Source organism: Chitinophaga ginsengisoli (genome assembly GCF_003014595.1).
In the GTDB taxonomy this organism is placed as follows: domain Bacteria; phylum Bacteroidota; class Bacteroidia; order Chitinophagales; family Chitinophagaceae; genus Chitinophaga; species Chitinophaga ginsengisoli.
Genome location: NZ_PYGK01000009.1, coordinates 144,782 through 163,835, shown reverse-complemented (window position 1 = coordinate 163,835; position 19,054 = coordinate 144,782). Strand labels below are relative to the sequence as shown.

Genomic DNA, 19,054 nt, shown 5'->3' with positions numbered 1-19,054 from the left:
CGCGTGGACGGACCCGTGGCCCCAGAAGATCCGGCAACGCTAGAAATTCAACGTCTTCCCCTCTTTATTGAACTCCTTACGTATCCCCGTCAATATATCCTTCAGGGCAATAGTCTTGCTATTCTTACTCAGTGCTGCCAGGCAACTATATTGCACCACATTGATAATAGCCCCTCCCGCCAGCTCATATTTCTTCGCAATATCCTCCAGGCTTACGTTCGCATCCAACTGTACCTGTGAAGGAAAGGACTGCTGCCAGATACGTTGCCGTTGCGCTGGTCCGGGAACAGGGAAATAGATCATGGACTGGAACCTCCTGCCGAAGGCTTCATCTATATTCGCCTTCAGGTTGGTAGCAAGCACAACCAGTCCCGGGAAATCTTCTATCCTTTGTAAGAGGTACGCTACTTCCTGGTTGGCGTAACGGTCGTGCGAAGAGTTGGTAGCGCTACGTTTACCAAACAAGGCATCTGCTTCATCAAAGAAGAGGATCCAATTCTTGTTCGCTGCCTGGTCAAATACCCCGGCCAGGTTCTTTTCCGTTTCACCGATATATTTGGAGACCACCATAGAAAGGTCTATACGGTATACATCCAGCTGGAAGGTCTTTCCCAGCAAACAGGCGGTAAATGATTTACCCGTTCCCGGAGGACCATAGAACAGCGCCCTGTAACCAGGTTTGATCCTGTTCTCCATCTGCCATTCCTTCATCAGTGTAGGACCGTGTTCTATCCAGGTACGGATCTCTTCTACTTCAGCCATGATATGCTGGTCCAGCACCAGGTCTTTCCAGTCCAGGTCTGTCCGGATCTGTTTGGCGGGGAACTGTGTACTGTAATGCGGCTGATAAGCCGTACCATGTGTAAAAAAGCTCAGGTACTCCGAAGAGATCTGTAAACCGCCACTTAACGAAGGCTCATCTACATGCGCCGATACCAGTTTCAGCATATTATGCCGGGCAAAGAAGTGTCCCGGACTGAATAACTGTAATAATTGAAAACGTTGCTGCAGGTCATTGGCTGCCAGCAGGAATGCAGCCGTTTCTCCGGTAGGAAGAAAGCCCCCGTGCTGGTTCCCTTTGATACCACCAAATTCAGTGAATCCACGGTCATAGGTACTGTTCTTAACAAAGAAGACATCCAGCAGCTGCGGTTGTATATGCGGACATAACGCCAGCAGAAGCACCAGTCTTTCCTGTACGCTCATGTTATAGTGACTGACGATCTGGGAATACACCGAGTCCTTTACCCCCGGTGGCGGAGGAGGTTCTTCTGCTACAAAAGTATGCGCCTGCTCAAAATACTGTCTTATTCTCAATTGCAGTATCTCACTGAACCATTGCAGATCATCATACAAAGCCTTTGCATTGGCCGCGATCAGGTGATTGTCCATTCGGTATATAACATTTTAGGGAGCCAGGCAAATCGCATCATGCCGTAACTCCAGGGTATTGTCTGTAAGATAATATCGTAGCTGCGTTTCTCTACATACAGGAACCAGCCTTCCTCTGTTTGCCAGAGCCTTCCTTCTCTTTGCAGGAAAGATCCGCGGAAACCTTCCACGGAACTGTTATGCATCTTCGGCCATTGCTGGATGGCAGCGCCTATTAGTGAACGAGCCAGTTGTTTTTCAACGTCTGTTATTATGACGTCAGGAGACAGTGGTTCCTCCAGGGGCATGTTACACAGTACCTTATTCAATACCAATGCATGCTCCCGCTGCTCGGCACCATCGTCTACCAGCAGCTGTAATAACCGGACAGCTCTGTGCCGCGCCATCTCATCCACAAACTTTCCTCCCGACAACAATTCCAGTCGCGAGAAATAAGTATGGAAAAAAGGATGCAGTAACACCAGTCCCGCATTCTTTATCGTCACCGCCTGCTCCGGCGTTCCGGCTATCGGCTGCCTTCTGCCGAAGAGGCTTTCGTAAGGTCTTTCTTCTTCCATAACAGGTTCCGTTATTGCTTCTTTTCGACGGACAGGTACCAGCGCCTGTTGTTCTTCAGTTACTGTCACTGCCGGCGACGTACCTGTTTTTAATATTGCTGCTGTGGCCTGCTGTAACACCGGCACTGCTGCACGGATCTGTGTAAACGAAGACACCGACCCCATATCAAAACTGACAATCGCTTTCAGCAGCTTATGCATAGTCGTTTCATCATAGCTGCCAATATATTTCGCCAGGTTATTGATATAGTCATCACTGTTATTGATCTGCATTTTCCCCGACAACCATAAGAGATTGAACTGGCGGAACAACAAACGGATACGCTCCCGCTCCAGGTTGTCTGTCAGCAGGGTCTCCATCAGTCCCTGCCACTCTTTCAATGCCGTGATGGTATGGTTGCCCCACAACAGCGGCAAGGCATCACGCATCATCTGCCAGAAATCGTCTTCTGTGGTATGTAAAGCTACCTGTTGTAATACTGCAACAGGCGCCAGTACATTCCGGTAAAAGGTCAGCCTTTCTGTATGGGAGCGATGCTGGTATTGTAACCATATCTCGCGGAAACTGTCCCGGTGTTGTATGAAGGTATGTGGCAATGCCTGTTGCAGGAATTGTATGGTATCCTGCTCGGCATATACCTGCAGTTGTTTACGGATGTTCTCTTCCAATGGTGTGACCGGCCTGTCAAACAAGCGGTGTACTTCCAGCCTGGCCTGCAGCTTATGCACCGGGTGTTCCCACATCGCCGCCAGCACCAGCGGACGTTTCCTGAACAACAGGATCACTGCCTGCTTTAGCAGCACGTCCTGGCGGCCCGTCTGTAATCTGCTAAACCAGACCGGCAATGGCTGACCGGTAATAAATGCACGGAACAATACTACCGCCTGTTCCCAGACTTCTTCCCGGTCTTCCCTGTTGACGATCGTATCATAATTGATCCATAGCAAAGGTAGTGGCAGGTCAGTATGTATGCCTCCCGGCAATGGCAGTAAGCGGGGTGCTACCACATTCTCGTAGGCATCATGTGGCATCACTACCAGCGACTGCCCCCCTTGCGAATGCAGGCCCGCCGCCTCACTTTCTTCATACAATACCTGTATGAAGGTGACGAAGGAATCTGAAGGGATGTATTGGCGGTAGGTATCTATCGCCTTGCGGAAGATATATAACAGGTGAAAATAATCAACGTTGAAGTGCCGCGCCAGTCTTTCCAGGTTACGGCGGATGAACTGTTTCCTGTTGAACTGACCACTGTTATCAGTCACCAGGTAGGTCAGCACAAACAGCCATACCGCCCGCTCAAACTCACTCTGGGCATTCTGTACCAGCGGCTGCCGGTTGTGCAGGGTGATCACCCCGGTAATATACCCGAGAATGAAAGTAGCCTGCGCCTCCTCCAGTGAGGTGATGATTTGTTGCACCACATTCCGGGAGAAGTGCCAGGCGATCCTTTTCAGGATATAATCCTGCTGTGCAATGTTGGTAATGAACGATGCGAAACGCGAAGGACTGTCTGCTATCAATGTCAGCAGCATCGCTTCCAGTTCGCTTCCTTCTTCCGGCGATGCCCACCAGGGCATGCTACCCGTACGCAGGTAATGTGCTACAATCGCATAATAACGGTCTGCTTCTGTGTGAAAGTGTAATCCACCATCTCCTGTAGCCTGCTGCTGGTCCACCTTGGCGATACGTTCGCGCAATGCCTTTTCCAGCGCCTCCGGCAATAAGCGGATGATGTCCTGTTCAAAATTGGTGTAGGGCAAAGTACCCAGGTCTATCTCCAGTTCCGAGATCCAGACACTCTCTGCGGGCGACAACACCCTGTCTATCACGGTTTCTGCTGCAGCTGATAAATGGAGGTTAAACAGGCTGCTGAATTTATCCTGTAATCCCCTGGCATTATCCTTATCGGTATACTGCACATCAAACGTCCACTTGCGGATAATATGTTCTCCTTTGCCCATTTACGGCCGCCTGTTTTTCGTGAGGAATTCAAACAGCTTTGCACGCTGAGGAGGAACAATACCTTTCGTATAAAAGTCAGGCAGTGCCTTTAACCAGGGATAGTAAATGCTTTCGAACTGGCGCATATCGGCAATACTCAGCCAGTGGAAAGTCAACTTATAATAGACAGGGGTCTGCTCACGGATAAGGTCTTCCGTGAACTTCCTGAACTCCGCATACTGGAACCTGGCAGGCCAGGAAGGCAGTACGATACAGATGGCCGGCCGGTAGAACTCGTCCGGCATCGCATAGCCATTCCCTGAGTCGATGTAATATTCCATCCTGGGGTAATCAGCAATGGAACCGGCGGCAATCTGCCGGAGGCTAACCGCTATCTCCGTCATATCGGCATCAAGGGTGGACTGCCCGGTATACACAAAACAGAACGACAGTAACTGCTGGTACATATCCGATGGCGTTAGTTCCTGCCAGTCAGTGTCTATCAGTAGGTTCACCTTTTGCTCCCGGTCATCGAATACCTGGTAGCTACGCTGTTCCAGCAGCAGTTTACCTCCACGGCCCAACAAGCGAAAACCATAAGCAGCTGTTTTGAGCAAGGGTTTTAACAACGTATGCTCTACAATGTAGAAGCCTTCCGACTCCATGCTGATCTCCTGCAGGTGTTTGATCATACGGATCTGCGCCTGCGTGGCAGCCTGCTTGCTATGATGTTTGGCCACCGCATGCCAGGTGTTCTGGCCGGGCGCTTTATATAAAACGAGGAAGTGATGATTCGAAGGATCTTCCACGATCCGGTAGTTGGCAGGGTCCACACCATGTTTCAGCAGGGAAATGGGCTGATGCCCGAAGTAGTATTTCTCCGTGCCGATTTCACTGTCGGCTATATCATCGCTATACCAGATGGTTTCACCATTGACATGTATATGTTTGGCCTGTGGCACCGGCTGCCATCCGCTTACCTTCATATCCACATGGTCGCGGTTGAAGACCGCCGTCAAAGGCTCCTGCAGGTTGCGTTCAATATGCAGCAGTTTATATAGCCACTGATGGTACCCCGAAAAGAGACCTTCGGTATCCTGCATATAGTTGAAGGCCTGTATACGCTCTGACAACAAGGCCGGCAGCTTTTGCAGGATGCTGGCCTTCCAGCGCAGCTCACAATTGATCCTGTTCTTTTCATCCGGTGGCTGATAGGTCATTTCGTACAGGCTTACCGGGTACCTTGGCACGATCATGTTGAAGCGGGCCAGCAGGTGGTCAAAGATGCGGACCTTTCGTTGCTGGTATAGGTCATCCTGCTCAGTCATCTGTTGCAGGGACCGTACATACGCATTGTCTGCATTCGCTGTAAATGCCTCCCAGCTCTGTTTACCCGAGGTAAACGCCTTCAGCAGATGTTTCACATGGGGCACATCATACAGCGGTTGTGTAAAATAGGTATTGGATGGTACCTTATTGATATCCGGCGAAAAGACGGCCGACAGGTTACCCAATTGCGCCAGGTAATTGGCCAGGATCTGTTCAAAGAATAAGAGATATGCCTTCAGCTGTTTGGCCTGCGCCCTGCGCTGCGGCGTTTCATGGCGGGATATCTCGTCATTCCCTATGCCATAGATGGCAGGGAAAAAATGTTGCAGTGAGTAGTATTGTTTAGCATCGCGATAGGGCGCTTCCAGTGAATGATCTGTCAGCCCTTTCTCCTGGCCTGTATAATGGCGCTTCTTCACTTCTTTGATCTTCTGGTACACATTCCAGAATACCGCATCGCGGGAATGCTGTTCAAACTGATCGCTGTAAATACCAATATCGTTGCGGCTGTCAGCAATGTCTACATAGGGATAATAACCCGGCAGTACTACTATCGGGCGACTGCTAAAATTCGTACCGTCCGACGATACATACAGGTACTTCACCTGCAATACACCAGTCACCGATGAAACGGCTTTCACCATCTCCGAAGGATCGATCTGCTGCTTTCTTTCCAGCAGGTCTTCATCGGGCACAAAGCCCCTGGTAAGTTGCGGGCCCAGGTAAATATCTTCTGTGGCATATCCCGCTTCCATCAGCTCCGCTTCTGAAAGGAAGCGTACAAAAGGATGTACCACCTGCTCGATCGCATTGCAGATGTACGCCAGTGTCTCCCTCACCGGATAGCGGGGATCCACCATGATCGTTGCCTTGATGGAAATATGCTGCGCTTTCAGTACGGAGATCTCTTCAAAGTTTTCACCCACACTCCGGTAGCGCATCAGGCAATTCCTGACGTCAGAGACGATCTTTTCGGCGGCAGACTGGTGCACCTCAATCTCACGTGTCAGTTTATCATTCGGTTGTATAAAAACCCGGTAAGTACCTTTGGAGGCACCGGGCGTGTATTTGGACAAAACAGGTTCTATCCAGATGTTCTCTACCTCTTCCAGCTGGTCCAGTATCAGCTTACGATAATCTGCTACTGTTACCGGTCCTGAACTGAGTATATCAGCTTTGCTGTAGAATGCATTATCATTCGCACTGATACGCCCGTTTTTATCGGCCAGCAACTCGTTAACCGGGAAGTCCGTTTTATAGGCCAGATCTGTCAGCGCAAAACACAACTGCTCCAGCATGGTAACACCCGGATCATGCAGGTTATAGTCTGTCCATACATGGCCGGACAGCTCCTGTACAAGCGTCAGTGCTTCCGCCCGCAACTTTGCGTATTCCAGGGAAGTATCCCTATCCTTCTCCCGGCTGATCTGTAAAGGAATCTTTGCCATAAACGAAACTTAGTGATAATATTCCTCCGGCATGAATGAAGTATCATCCCATAAACGCATGATGCGGTAATAGATGTCTACATCCTGTCCGTAATTACTGTTGGTACGCAATTGCAGATCATAGTTATGCGCACTACCTTTCCACCTTAACCGCAGCCGGTTCCAGAAGAAACCATAATGTGCGGTGGTACGGCGTATGCTACCACGGGAGTTGCCGAATGCGGCCACTGCAATGGCATGGATAATAGCAAAACGGCCCGAATTACGCTTACCGGTCCGCGCCATGATCTCATACGCATGACAGTTATCCAGTCCGCTGATGATGGAATGCCACCTCCCATCTGCCGGTACCTTTCCCATCATGTAGGTACCCACACGTCCTTCCATGGCAATGAATCCGGCAACATCTATTTTATAACAGGGATTGCATTTTTTGCCCACCCCCATATTACCGTTCAGGTGGAAATAGAAGTTCTTTTCATCTGTTGGTACTTCCTGGTTAGCCGGAGGCGTAGGTCCCATACGGAAACCCGGATTCTCGCGCTCATCTTTTTCCATCAGGAAAAAAGGCTCCAGGTCATCATTGGTACGGTAGAAGGACACGAACCTTTTGGAGGCGCCCAGCGCTGCTACCAGCATACCATTCTCCTCGTCTTTCGAGAAACCGTCCTCCTGCTTGTTGATGGTGGAGTCTATCAGATGGGCAAAGTGATGTTCTGTAGGCAGCTTTCCATTCCGGAAATGCTCCTTCAGCTCCTCTCTGCCGTAAATCTTCGTGTTGTTTTTCGTAGCCATAGTCCGTTATTTGGGTTGTATGGTGAGTGAGATAATTTCGCCTTCTGCATAGTGGGAGTCGTCTTCCTCCCGGTAGGCAGTTCTTTCATGCTGCCCGATGATCATCTCTTCGCCGGTAATCACATCGCTGATGCCTATTGGTTCCGGATCACGGTATTCCCAGTCGTCCAGCACCCTGATAGAATGATGTAAGGCCGGTATCAATATCGCTTCGGCAGTGGAGGCCCTGACATAGTCTGTATCGCTCACCGCAGTGTCCAGCATACAATGAATAAGATTACCTTCTGCATCTCTTTCCGCAAAGAAATGTACAACAGAGAACCCGGTCACATAGGCGATATAAGGCAGCTTCTTGATAAAATTCAGAATGTCGGCTGTATACAGTATCCCTCCCATCTTCACATCGGTATGACTGTCGTACAGCCATGGTGTCATATAGTGGCGGATATCCTCCTGTAGTTTTATCAGGTAATAATTCCTGTCATTACTACTGGTTCCCTTTACAAAGCCCACATCACAGATGATCTTGAGCCTTTCATATTCAGGATGGTGCATGGTGATCTTCACATAAGGCGGCAGCAGGGCTGTCACAAACTGGTTGATCCGATACATGGTCGCAATGTCCATCAGTGGCTCTTCGCTGTCATACATACCGCCTTCGGGTGGTTTAGGCACTATCACCAGCTGTACATCTGAGTTAGTGATGCCCTTTACACATTTCACGATCAGCACTTCCGGGAATGCTTCCAGTACCAGCTGTATAAGGTCTATACCGGATGTCGGCCGTTTTTTATGCCGTAAGCGTTCACTGACACGCAGGTTGTATTCTTCGGATGATTCTGCCGGTCGGCCACCGAAAGAAGGGAATAACTGCCATACACGCTGAATGCCCCTTACTTCCTGCTGGAACGACTTGATCGACAAAGGAGCCAGTGTCGTACCTCCTGCGGTATCTGCCTGGTCACGCACGGCAAGACCGGCATTCACGAAGATGCCCTTCACCATCGGTGTTATCTGCATTTCTTCGGTGGCAGAAAGCCTTATCCATTGCAGCTGTTTATCCAGCCGGGTATTACCATAGCAATCCATAGACGGCGTCCGCATGCTGATAATACCACTGCCGATAAATTGCTGGGTAGTATCCGTCTGTATCTGGTCACTGTTGAACGGAATCCAGCGGTCATTATAGAGATAACTCCAGTGTAACTTCGGCGACTTCGTCACAGTGGAATACTTGTAAAACTTCTCGTCCATCTGAAACAGGAGAGAAATATCCTCCTGCGGCGACATCTGGTCGAACCCAAGGTACAGGCTGGCCTTATCATCAAAGGATGGCAGCAGGGTAAAATCCGCCTGAAAGGCGGAAGGATATGCCTGCCTGTGGCCGTAAGGATACAAATGGAACAGTTGTAATGCCTGTTCTGTATCGTTGACCTTATCCGGTTTCATGATCTCCGCCTGCTCCAGTGTATAATCCACCATGATAGATTTTACCAGTGGTGTATAAGGAATATTGGGAATAGGCCGCTTCTTATTCCATCTGCCGGCATTGTGTGTGGCCACCTCCGGGAATAAACGCAGGTAAAGTTTATGTCCAAAGGCCTCCTGCGGAGCCGCGAGTTCCAGGCGTACGGCGCCATCAGTATAAAAGCCATCTGTTACAAAGGGTTCTTTGTCCAGTAATGGCTTGTTATGGAAACGGACCTTTTTAAGATCAATATCTTTCAATGTGACGGTGTCGGAAAGTAGCAGGCGACCTTCATCATCGCGGTAGGTTTCAAACAGCGTCAATAACTGCTGTTTATTCCTTTCCGGCTGGAATTGCCCGTCCTCATAAGTACTGATACCGGCTTTGAATGACTCGTTCAGCATACCGGCATCATAGGCGTCGTAATAGGTATTAAAACCATTGTCGATATGCGGTAGTTCCAGCCATTCTATTTTAAAGCGGAAGTCCTTTGTATAGGTATTGAATATATTACTGTCCTTTATATCCAGGAAAGATCCGACTGCCGGCTGCGCGCCGAACAGCTGAAAAGGGTTCGCAGGACTCAGTGGTCCTGCGTTATTGAACAACCTTACCGAGCGGTAGCCTTTCACGTTTGCACGAATAGCGATCCTTTCCAACCATAACAATGGCAGGTATGAGTAAGGATGATGAAAGCTGTTATTGTTCAGCAGCAACCTTACCAGCGGAAGGGTGGTCTGGTACTCTCCATGGTGCACCAGCGGATTGTATAAAGCTGCCGCGGGCGCATTGGCATCGTAGGTCATACTGATCACGATGCAGTTAGGCCCGCATTCCGGCGGCGCAGCACGGATGCTGTGTTTAGCCAGTGTATACCAGCCTTCTGCGGTGGTATACGAAATGATCAGCGCTGATGATAAGAGTTCATTCATCACCAGCTCCTCTTTCTTGCCGGTTACGGCAGCGAAGTTCCTGACATAAGCCCGGAGCTTCTCAAAAGAGGAAGCCTCAAAGTATAGTGAAATATCGACGGTACGGCGGCCCTCAGTAAGATAGAACAGCGGGGAAGCAATGATCAGTCCCATATCTGTTTCCTGCATCGTCCGCTGATCAAGGGGCAGTTCCTGCTGTGCCTCTCCCAGCAAAGGCCAGGGCGTAAGAGGTAATGCGCCCGGCAAATGATCTGCCGGCGCAGTTACCTTATGAATCGCCGTATAGACCTGCTGCTCTATAATATCTGACTGCAGCGGACTATTCGCCGAGATCTGTTTGTAACTGTTTACGTACACCGACTGCAATGCACGAAGCCTCGTCAGGCTCGGACTCAGGTCGCTTGCCAACCGATAGGTAACAGGTGCTGCACCATTCCCCGGCTCCACGATCATAGGTGTGCCCTGTCTTACTACAACAGGCACGCTTTGCGGCAGTGTGTCTACGAATACATGCACCTTGTCGGGCACCGCAGGGCGTTGCTGTAAGCCCAGCACGTTCCGGTAGTAGTACGACAGGTGCTGGCCGGTAAGGCCGTTTATCTTGTCCTGTAAATGACTATAGAGTTGTGTGAACGCCATCAGCAATCCGATATGCGGATGATGCTCCATGGCGTCGGGTCTCCTTCTCAGGTAAGCCTGTGCAGCAGAAGTGACCTGGTAATATTTTGAACGAAGGTTATTATAAATTTCGTTGAGCGACTGGTAACCCAGGAAGAGCGGCGTCTCTTCGTTCTGCCTGTTGATCAGTCGCGGAAAGAGTATCTGCAGCTCTTTTGTGATAGCTTTCGAACGGAAGTAACGTACATTCCGGAAAAGACCTGCGGCCTCTCTTTCAAACTGTAACGCATGGAGTACGTCCAGTTCCAGGCTATCCTGCAGCTGCTCGGTATAGATCCATGTAAGGCCTTGCAGGTCGGCTTTCTGCAGCTGCTGTAAGTGACTGGCCAGTTGTATGGCAATGCCGTAAATGAGGTTAAAAAAGTCTGTTAATGGTGGGTATAACTGCGTATCATTATCCGCAGCATCAAGTATCTGCGCAATTTCCTGCTGCTTCTCCTGCCAGGGGGTGAAATCCAGGCGTGAAATAGCAATGATCATGATGAGGACATCCGCCTGGATAAAATCTTTCCAGTCGCCCTCAATCTCATGTTGAAAGTTAAAATAGTTGAACTGCGAAGACAGGTTCGACAGAAATAATAACAGGTCTTCCTTGCTGCGTTCATCAATCTTCACATAGGATGGCAACAGCGCTTCCAGTTTTCGCTCCGTCTGACTGACGCCATCCCTCATATAATCGAATAATTTATTCATAGCACGTACACGCTAGGGCAAAAGGTTGGGAGACACGATATTGGTGCCTTCCAGGAAATAGAAGGGGTAAACCATGTTATGCCTGGTGTTGGTAGATATAATTGAATAGTGTATTTGTAAATGAAGGATACCATGTGCATCGTCACGCAACAGTAAATCGAGGCGCTCGAAGTTTACTCTCGGCTCGAAGTCCAGTAATGCATGCTCAATAAGGTCACTGATCTCTGTGATCATTTCACTGTCTACTTTCTCAAAAACCAGCCTGTGAAGATTGCATCCGAAAGTAGGTTGCATCATTCTTTCGCCGGGTACAGTACCCAGTATAATGCGTATGCTCTCCTCTATATCGGCAACGGCGTGGCTCATCACCGCGCTGCCGCCTGCTTTGTCGAATGCCGGAGGAAATGACCATCCGGTACCCAGAAAAGAATTAATTGCCATTTATATTGATTTTAACCGCCTATTAATACCGTCGGACAACCCAGCACAATGCTGCCGCCATGGGCCGTGCTATCGCCCATACGGGCTGCAGGCTTGCCGCCTATCATCACGGTAGCAGAGCCTTTAATGATTGAATCCGGCGGACCTACACATACACACATATCGCCCAGCACCGCTGCCGGCATCTTGCCGATCAGTACTGTCGGTACACCGGGGCCTATAACAGGCCCGCCTACATGTGGTATAGGTGGTAGTCCCGGCGTCTGCATGGGACAGGTATGCATATCTGTTAATCTTGCTGCGGGTGCTCCCATTTCATTATTGTTTTAGTTGATCATGACCATAGCTCCCTTGATCACCGTCTGGCCGGAAGCAGATACTTCCGCCGTAGCCGTGCCCTTGGCCGTAAAGCCCATTTGCGCTGTCTGGTTGATGTTCATACCTTTCAGCTCCATGTCCTGCGTAGCCTGCATCGATACCTTTCCGGTAGCTTGCAGATTGATATTACCTGTTGCTTTCAGCGTGATATCCTTCGGGCTGTTCAGCGTAATGCCACTGTCATCCAGTTTAACGCTGTTGTTGTTCTGGTCTTTTATTTCGATGGATTTCCCGTCGTCGCTCAGCGTGATCATATTGTTACCGGGTGTCGTGATCTTGATGATCTTTTTGTCGTCATCAAAGTTCAGCTGCAGCTTGCTACGGGTATACAATGCTTTCACATTGTTCTTCTCGTCAGCCTGCGTGAGCGGCGGCACATTACTTTTGCTGAATAAAGAGCCCAGTACAACAGGGAAACGCGGATCACTTTCCAGGAATCCGATCACTACTTCATCGCCTACCTCCGGACAAAATACCGAACCGGCGCCAGAAGTGGCATAATAACTGGCCAGCCTTGCCCAGATCCCTTTCTGATCGCTGGCATTGGAAGCAGGCTTCACCTGTATACGGTACTGGGAGGCCGGATCTTCAGAGATCTTTACCACCTTGGCCAGCTGTAATCCCTGGATGGCAGGCATCTGACCGTTGGCTGGTGCATAGGAGAACTGCTCCTTTTCAAAAATAGGCTTATCGGGCGCACCAAAGCGTACTGTAGTGGTCCAGATTCCTTCTTCCATGGTATGTCGCACCGCTATGATGAAGGCATTACCATTGAAACGCTCTCCCACACCAGACAGCTCCATTACTTTTCCTGTTTTTGCAAGCGCGCTACCAATGAAGGAAACGGTGCCTTTCATAGCATTCATGCGTAGGCGCAGCAGGGTGCTGTCTGCCCATGACTTCAGGTCTGCCTGTGGCAATGGCGTGCTGGAGATGAGTTTCAGGTCCGTTTGCGACAGTTTTCCGGAGAATGATTTAGCAGTGAGATTACCGTGTTCATTCAGGCTCGGTTCTGTTGCACTTGATGTGATCAGGGCCATTGTTTGCGGGTCCCAGGCCGCCGCTTCCAAACCAGGCGGCTGCTTTTCCGCATTCAGCTCTGCATCAAAAGAGATCATCCCGTCGCCATATCCTACCGCCAGTACAGCTGCAGCAGTGAACTGTGGCTTGCCGATCGTTATGGTATCACCATCCAATGCTGTGATATAACCATTATAGCCCGCCCTGGCCAGGATAAAATCCCAGTCAGTAGCCGTCTTCTGGAATAACACTTCCTGTTGGGCGCTGGTGCTGTCTACCGTAACAGAAAGACCATACGTACCCACGATCTTCTGTATCACATCGCTGTCGGTGGAGTCAGAAAACTCTCCCTCTTTCTGGTTCAGCGTCATCTTCACCGCTTCATGTTTACAGGTCACCACTACCTGGAAGAGTTTGGCACTACTGAGGCGTACCGCCTGCTTAACGATTACACCTTTGAACACCGATTGCTCTGTATCCTCTCCATAACCCGCCGTGATCGAGATAGTATTACCTGGCACCAGATCTGCACCTTCACTGGTGGGAAAAATTCCCCCGTCACCGTTTTCTCCGATATCCCCGCTGCCTTCCACAAATACGATCTCCGCATAAGAGATCTTATTGATCTCATGCGAAATATTGATAGACACTATTCCGAATTTCTCCTGGACGGCATTGCCATTAGCCGTCACCGTGAACCGGAGCGTAGGATCTGAAATATTAGTAACACTCTGAGCAGCCATTATCCTTTCTTTAATGGTGGAAAATACAGTTCATCTCCCGGCCTGATCGCATGCACGCTACTCAGTCCGTTGATCCTGGCGACTTCCATGTAATAGGAAGGATCGCCATAAATACGGTAGGCCATCATCGGCAACGTATCCCCGGCTTTTACGGTGCGTATATGCGTCATATCGGGCGAGTTCTTCTTCTCCTTCTGTTTCTTTGTTTTGAAGTCAAGGGATTTCGCTATCACCAGTTTTACTTCTGCCCTTAGCGCACTACCGTCCGGATTAAACAGTTTGTAGTTGGTCGTAACGCTGGTACACACGCCCCTGTATACAAAATCCCCCCAGGAGATCTTCAGGAAATTAGGCCTGTGTTTATCTCCCTGATAGGAAAACATCACGTCACGCAACTTGTTTATATAACCGTCTACCGTCTGTTTATCGGGTATCGGAATGATACCGGTGCCATCCACCAGCAGGTCGAGGTTCAGGTCGGAGTCGCCCATTCCTGTAAAGACCATGGTAGGATCAGAGGCGTTCGTTTCATCCGCCGATCCGTACTCCGCTTTGTAGGTCAGGGAATAAGTACTCGGGTTGATCATCGCGCTGATCTTACTCAGCAGTTTGTCAACACAGGCGGCATCCCCATAAGCTGCAATCTGTAATTTCTTGATCTCTCCCATAGCTATCTGTCAGCTTCAGTTTTCATCCTGCTCAGGATCTTGTCTACACATTCCCTGATAATACTTTCCTTCCACTGGCGCAGGGTTTTATCGTCCGGTAGCGCGGTGTTGGATTTGCCCGTATCTGTAGAGACGGTCACCTTAATCACTAATTCTCTTACTTCAAGTGGCATCGCTCATCAGTTAAACTTTTCAAAATACTTGTAGGCCAGCTCCAGGGTCTCTATCGCAATTTCTCCTTCTTTTGCCTTGATGCCTGAGACTTCCATCTTTACGGGATAGACGCCATAGAACTTCCAGACATAGAGCGGTTGGTGGAGTTCATCCAGCAGCATAACCACAACGGTTGTAGGCTTGAATGTAAAGGTGGATAAGGTAGTCCTTACCCAATCGGTAACGGCAGAGCCAATTAACAAGCCACGCTTCAGCACCAGGTTACTGTATTGAGGAGGGGAAGGCAGTTTGTAAACAAACTGATTCTCTCCCCCTTCCTTTACTGGTTCTGTGGCTATGTTAACGGACATGCCGCTTACCTCCTGGAAATTCCCTTCTTCCTTACCCAGGTAATTGATAAAGTTCACCTTGTAATGAAAGCCTGTCATTGGATATCCGGGATCCATACGCCTTATTCGCTGATGGTTAAACCTTCGTGCGCTACTTCCATAGTCTCAACGGCTATTTCGTTGGCGTCCGATTTCATATCTGTTACAGTGATCTTGCTTGGGAAGGCATTCTTCAGCGTCCAGCTCATAGCGATATCCTGTTTTTCGTCCAGGAGGCTCACTACAATGTTTACACGCTTGTAAGTGTTCATTGTGATGCCTTTGTATTTGTCCCACAGCGCCTTATCGCCCTTGAAGATGCCTTTCTTCAGGGTAACGTTGGAGAACTTCTGGATACCGGGCATTTTTACTGTAGAATATACAGGGCTGCTGCCACCGCGGTATTCGATAATCTGTGTTTCTGATGATAAACCAGTTACTTCCTGGAATATCAGTTCAGCGCCATCCCACATAACCTTGAAGGAAAATTTGACCAAAGGCCATGTGGTCTGGGCCTGGGTAGATCCGTCATCTGGCATAGTTGTAAGCTTTTAATGAGTGAGATAATAAAGTGAATGAGTTTGTTGTCTTTTAAGATTGTTGCATCATCTGCTGGAATGTGATCACGATGAACTCGGCAGGTCTTACGATCGCTACTCTCACGGTGATCAGCATTTTACCGTCCAGGATATCCTGCGGTGTCATCGTTGAGCCAAGGCCCAACTGTACTTCGAAAGCCTGTTCAGGAGCAGCTCCTGCCAGTGCGCCCTGTTTCCAGAGGTTGTTCAGGAAGTTGTCGATCATCGCTTTCACGGTTACCCAGGTGGTAGCGTCGTTAGGCTCGAATACGTAGGTACGTGCCGCCAGTTTGATAGATTGCTCGATCATGATGAGGGTACGGCGTACGTTCACATAACGCCAGTCCTGGCTGTTACCATCCAGTGTACGGCCACCCCATACCAGTGTACCGATACCTGGGAAAGGACGGATCACGTTGATGGATTTACCCGCCATTACATCCACGTTCAGTTGTTTCTGTTCGTCGTGGGAGATGTTTACAGATGGCGCATTCACCATGCTAACGGAAACGTTGGCTGGTGCTTTCCAAACACCACGGCTGCTGTCTACCATTGTGTAGATACCCGCCATAGCGCCACTTGGAGGCAGTTCATTCAGGTTAGACCTGATCTCTTCCAGGATGCTGTTATAAACAGGGCTGGAAGCCTTGAGTGACTGATGATAGTTCTTCTTCGCGTTGGCATCAGGCGTTGCGATCGCTTTGTAAGCGGTCACTACCTGCTGTGCCAGTGTTTCAGGCAGAATGGTTGCCAGGTCAACAGCCGGATCGATGTTTTCGAAATCGACCTCGCTGCTCTGTACGATGGCAGTTTTCAGCCAGGGATAATAGGCAGCACCATAGTTCAGGGCATTGATACCGATCTTGCTACGGAAGGCGGCAACGATAGCGTCCGTCGTATCGGTAGCACCTTGTTTTGCCAGATCGAAGATACCGAAGCGGCTCTGTGTCTTTGCGCAATGGTCCAGCACCTTTGTGTACATGGTGTTGTAAGCACCTTCGCCGAGAGCGATGATGTCGGGGATCACTACCAGGGTAGGTTCAAACTCCTTTTCCAGAGCGAGCAGGATATCGGGTTTGGTGGCCGAACCGGTGAAGTCTTCCAGAGCGATGTCCAGGCCGTCAGCCTTACCGCCATAGGTACCTACGGATACGATGTAGCAATTAGCGCCACCATTTGCGTAGAACAGGCGGATGCTGTTGTAGAGGTAGAAAGTGTTCTTAGGCATGATCGTCACTACCTTGGGAGCGCCATTCACGATGAATGTTTCTCCTTTGTAGTCTGCCGCCGGATCAGCGATCGTGAACTTTGATTGGAAGCCTGCGCCGAAGAGCTCTACGAACTCCGCGAAAGAGGTAACACGGGTTGGCTTATTCAGGAGTGATTTACCAAACCGCTCGGCTTTCTCTGTGTAGCCGATAAAGACAGGAACTGCTGTTTCGACGGCAACGGCAGAACTGGGGAAGGCGTTTTTTTCTTCAATATAAACGCCCGGTGTCATGAGTGTTGAAGCCATAGCTGTACGGGTTTGAGATTAGTATAAAAAGATTTCGGAATATGCTTGCGTGCGGTCATATCCAGGTATGCCCGCCGCTGAAATAGTCTGGATATCAGGCGATGGAAGCGCCGGAATGACGGTCCTGTGCAGGCCGCCTATACCCACTGAATCCACCAGTTGAAATGTATGTAAAGGTCTTTGCGCCAGGGCGATCGTTTCTTCCGAAACAAACACACTGGCGCGCGCGCCATCGGGCAGCGTTACTGCCTGAGGACCTGTAAAATGAAAGTTGCTGCTGGTATCGATAATTGCAGGTTCTGAGAGCGCGGCAAGATTGGCGCTCATCAGATAATAACACCAGCGGGTTGCCCTCGCGGCGAAACTGATCTCATAGCCGTTGGACAAGTCCGGCGTCAGCTGCAATATGATCCGTCCAAAAGGCCTGGCGGATATAACAGCTCCCTGATGCTCAAATGCCACTACCTCACTGGCAGTGACTACATCCTGTGCATGCAACTTTCCGGGTGCATGCACATCAGCATTACTGAACAATAAGATACTACCGGGAATGTCTGTCTGGGACAGTCCCGTATAATTATAAAAGAAAGGGTCTAACAGTTGCAGGTCAAACGTTAACGTCAGCCGCTCCTGCAGTAACACTCCTCGCTGATCCGCACTGCTGTTGTTAAAGAGCAGCACGAACCGGTCCGGCATTCTGCGGAAGAGTATCTCATAACGTCGCATGTCTAATGCGGTATCCTGTGGTATCAGCACGCGGATGTCCCTTAAACAATTGTCAGCAAAGAACCCGTGGCGGAAATAAATTTCCGTCAGCAAATCAAATCCCATTACTGTAATTCTGTTTACAGAAGTTTATCGTTTGTAGTAATGCCTGATACGGAAGGTCTGTATTCCCTGATGATACTGTCGTCAAATGATAGCATACGCATTTTGTACACAACGGAAGGCATATACTTGGCGCCAAGTGTAGCCCATACATTGTTTAAACGCTCCGTGCCCATACTCTCCATCTCAAATACCAGCTTGTCTATCCGCCGGTCAAGCGATGGCGTATCTGCCGGAGTGAATACATTGTGCGACTGAAAGAAAGCCATGACGAAGGATATGAAACGCAATGCTTCCGCATAGTTGTTTCCATTGAAGTATGCCGAAAATAACACGTACAGGTTAATGCACACCGGCGGCATAGATCGCGCCTGCATCAGCCCTGAATTACTACCAGCCACACCTTTCCCGATCGCTTCTTTCTCAATGTTGATCAGCGTTACAAGTACTTTATTCTCTCCCTGTATAGCAATACTACCGTCCTGATTTACGATTCCGGACAGCACTACTTTCTCCTCGTTGACATGCAATTGCCTGCCGAAGTGTTGATTGACCACTTCAGTGATGCATGATAGGGTTTCGTAAATCATATGGCTACTATTTTATCAGGAAGTACTCTGGCTGCTTATGTCTTCTCAGGAAGTACTCAGTAAGACTGGCGTTGCACAATGCTCTGCAGTGGCAGCTTACGATGTTATGTTGTATCTAAATACTTATCCGGCTTTTTTGTCCTCTTTAATTGTGTTGTGTTTATCCGACGAAAATCAAGGTATTAGGCGGCTCTAAAGAACTAAGATTTTCATATTCAGCACAAGATAGTAGTTAAATGAAAACAATAAAATTTTTATTTAAATGAATATTTACCTATTTTTTATTAATTATTATCATTACTCTTGCCTCAAACTTATGCCGTAAATTTTAGCGTTTATGTATTCCCTAATCAGGACCGTCGCCGGTTTCTTTTTTATCCTTATACTCTTTTTGTTTCTCAAAAATGACGTTCACGCCAACAATGTATATTCATCCCCGTATGATACAGGCAGCATTATAAAGACTATTAACCTCCCCGCTTTTCAGAAAGATACAACCGGAAAAGTTAAACT

15 protein-coding genes are annotated in these 19,054 nt (G+C 49.1%); all 15 read right to left on the bottom strand.

Annotated elements, in window-relative coordinates; genetic code table 11:
• Positions 1–39 precede the first annotated feature (39 nt).
• From CLV42_RS21115 to CLV42_RS21050, 15 genes are read right to left on the bottom strand one after another with little or no spacing between them, the layout of a single operon-like run.
• Positions 40–1,392, bottom strand: a complete 1,353-nt coding sequence (locus CLV42_RS21115; protein WP_106603925.1) for an ATP-binding protein — start codon at positions 1,390–1,392, stop codon at positions 40–42.
• On the bottom strand, positions 1,377–3,914 hold the full coding sequence (locus CLV42_RS21110; RefSeq protein WP_106603924.1) for a contractile injection system tape measure protein: 2,538 nt from the start codon (positions 3,912–3,914) through the stop codon (positions 1,377–1,379). The genes CLV42_RS21115 and CLV42_RS21110 overlap by 16 nt, the downstream gene beginning before the upstream one ends.
• Positions 3,915–6,671 (bottom strand): hypothetical protein, encoded by a 2,757-nt coding sequence (locus CLV42_RS21105; RefSeq protein ID WP_106603923.1) that lies wholly within the window; start codon positions 6,669–6,671, stop codon positions 3,915–3,917. It abuts the gene before it with no gap.
• 9 nt (positions 6,672–6,680) lie between these two features.
• On the bottom strand, positions 6,681–7,466 hold the full coding sequence (locus tag CLV42_RS21100; RefSeq protein WP_106603922.1) for a hypothetical protein: 786 nt from the start codon (positions 7,464–7,466) through the stop codon (positions 6,681–6,683).
• Between the two features lie 6 nt (positions 7,467–7,472).
• A complete protein-coding gene (locus CLV42_RS21095) occupies positions 7,473–11,237 on the bottom strand; it encodes a hypothetical protein (RefSeq protein ID WP_146154446.1) in 3,765 nt (1,254 codons plus the stop codon).
• Between the two features lie 12 nt (positions 11,238–11,249).
• Complete coding sequence (locus CLV42_RS21090) at positions 11,250–11,678, bottom strand: GPW/gp25 family protein (RefSeq protein ID WP_106603920.1); 429 nt, start codon at positions 11,676–11,678, stop codon at positions 11,250–11,252.
• A gap of 11 nt (positions 11,679–11,689) precedes the next feature.
• Complete coding sequence (locus CLV42_RS21085; protein WP_106603919.1) at positions 11,690–11,992, bottom strand: PAAR domain-containing protein; 303 nt, start codon at positions 11,990–11,992, stop codon at positions 11,690–11,692.
• 12 nt (positions 11,993–12,004) lie between these two features.
• Positions 12,005–13,819: a type VI secretion system tip protein VgrG gene (gene vgrG, locus CLV42_RS21080; RefSeq protein ID WP_106603918.1), complete on the bottom strand. Its 1,815-nt coding sequence runs from the start codon at positions 13,817–13,819 to the stop codon at positions 12,005–12,007.
• Positions 13,819–14,487, bottom strand: coding sequence for a CIS tube protein (locus CLV42_RS21075; RefSeq protein WP_106603917.1), 669 nt, complete (start codon positions 14,485–14,487; stop codon positions 13,819–13,821). Before CLV42_RS21075 ends, vgrG begins: the two co-directional genes overlap by 1 nt.
• 2 nt (positions 14,488–14,489) lie before the next feature.
• Positions 14,490–14,660: a DUF5908 family protein gene (locus CLV42_RS33980; RefSeq protein ID WP_170117591.1), complete on the bottom strand. Its 171-nt coding sequence runs from the start codon at positions 14,658–14,660 to the stop codon at positions 14,490–14,492.
• Between the two features lie 6 nt (positions 14,661–14,666).
• Positions 14,667–15,089, bottom strand: coding sequence for a phage tail protein (locus tag CLV42_RS21070; RefSeq protein WP_170117590.1), 423 nt, complete (start codon positions 15,087–15,089; stop codon positions 14,667–14,669).
• Between the two features lie 23 nt (positions 15,090–15,112).
• A complete protein-coding gene (locus CLV42_RS21065; RefSeq protein WP_089836468.1) occupies positions 15,113–15,568 on the bottom strand; it encodes a phage tail protein in 456 nt (151 codons plus the stop codon).
• 52 nt (positions 15,569–15,620) lie between these two features.
• Positions 15,621–17,123: a phage tail sheath family protein gene (locus CLV42_RS21060; protein WP_106603915.1), complete on the bottom strand. Its 1,503-nt coding sequence runs from the start codon at positions 17,121–17,123 to the stop codon at positions 15,621–15,623.
• 18 nt (positions 17,124–17,141) lie between these two features.
• A complete protein-coding gene (locus CLV42_RS21055; protein WP_106603914.1) occupies positions 17,142–17,954 on the bottom strand; it encodes a hypothetical protein in 813 nt (270 codons plus the stop codon).
• Between the two features lie 14 nt (positions 17,955–17,968).
• Positions 17,969–18,541 (bottom strand): DUF4255 domain-containing protein, encoded by a 573-nt coding sequence (locus CLV42_RS21050; RefSeq protein ID WP_106603913.1) that lies wholly within the window; start codon positions 18,539–18,541, stop codon positions 17,969–17,971.
• Positions 18,542–19,054: the final 513 nt, after the last annotated feature.

Coding starts and splice junctions, on each gene's coding strand:
- CLV42_RS21095 (WP_146154446.1), bottom strand. CDS start 11,237: ATGAATAAATTATTCGATTATATGAGGGATGGCGTCAGTCAGACGGAG.
- vgrG (WP_106603918.1), bottom strand. CDS start 13,819: ATGGCTGCTCAGAGTGTTACTAATATTTCAGATCCTACGCTCCGGTTC.
- CLV42_RS21055 (WP_106603914.1), bottom strand. CDS start 17,954: ATGGGATTTGATTTGCTGACGGAAATTTATTTCCGCCACGGGTTCTTT.
- CLV42_RS21115 (WP_106603925.1), bottom strand. CDS start 1,392: ATGGACAATCACCTGATCGCGGCCAATGCAAAGGCTTTGTATGATGAT.
- CLV42_RS21090 (WP_106603920.1), bottom strand. CDS start 11,678: ATGGCAATTAATTCTTTTCTGGGTACCGGATGGTCATTTCCTCCGGCA.
- CLV42_RS21065 (WP_089836468.1), bottom strand. CDS start 15,568: ATGCCAGATGACGGATCTACCCAGGCCCAGACCACATGGCCTTTGGTC.
- CLV42_RS33980 (WP_170117591.1), bottom strand. CDS start 14,660: ATGCCACTTGAAGTAAGAGAATTAGTGATTAAGGTGACCGTCTCTACA.
- CLV42_RS21110 (WP_106603924.1), bottom strand. CDS start 3,914: ATGGGCAAAGGAGAACATATTATCCGCAAGTGGACGTTTGATGTGCAG.
- CLV42_RS21075 (WP_106603917.1), bottom strand. CDS start 14,487: ATGGGAGAGATCAAGAAATTACAGATTGCAGCTTATGGGGATGCCGCC.
- CLV42_RS21050 (WP_106603913.1), bottom strand. CDS start 18,541: ATGATTTACGAAACCCTATCATGCATCACTGAAGTGGTCAATCAACAC.
- CLV42_RS21105 (WP_106603923.1), bottom strand. CDS start 6,671: ATGGCAAAGATTCCTTTACAGATCAGCCGGGAGAAGGATAGGGATACT.
- CLV42_RS21100 (WP_106603922.1), bottom strand. CDS start 7,466: ATGGCTACGAAAAACAACACGAAGATTTACGGCAGAGAGGAGCTGAAG.
- CLV42_RS21070 (WP_170117590.1), bottom strand. CDS start 15,089: ATGACAGGCTTTCATTACAAGGTGAACTTTATCAATTACCTGGGTAAG.
- CLV42_RS21085 (WP_106603919.1), bottom strand. CDS start 11,992: ATGGGAGCACCCGCAGCAAGATTAACAGATATGCATACCTGTCCCATG.
- CLV42_RS21060 (WP_106603915.1), bottom strand. CDS start 17,123: ATGGCTTCAACACTCATGACACCGGGCGTTTATATTGAAGAAAAAAAC.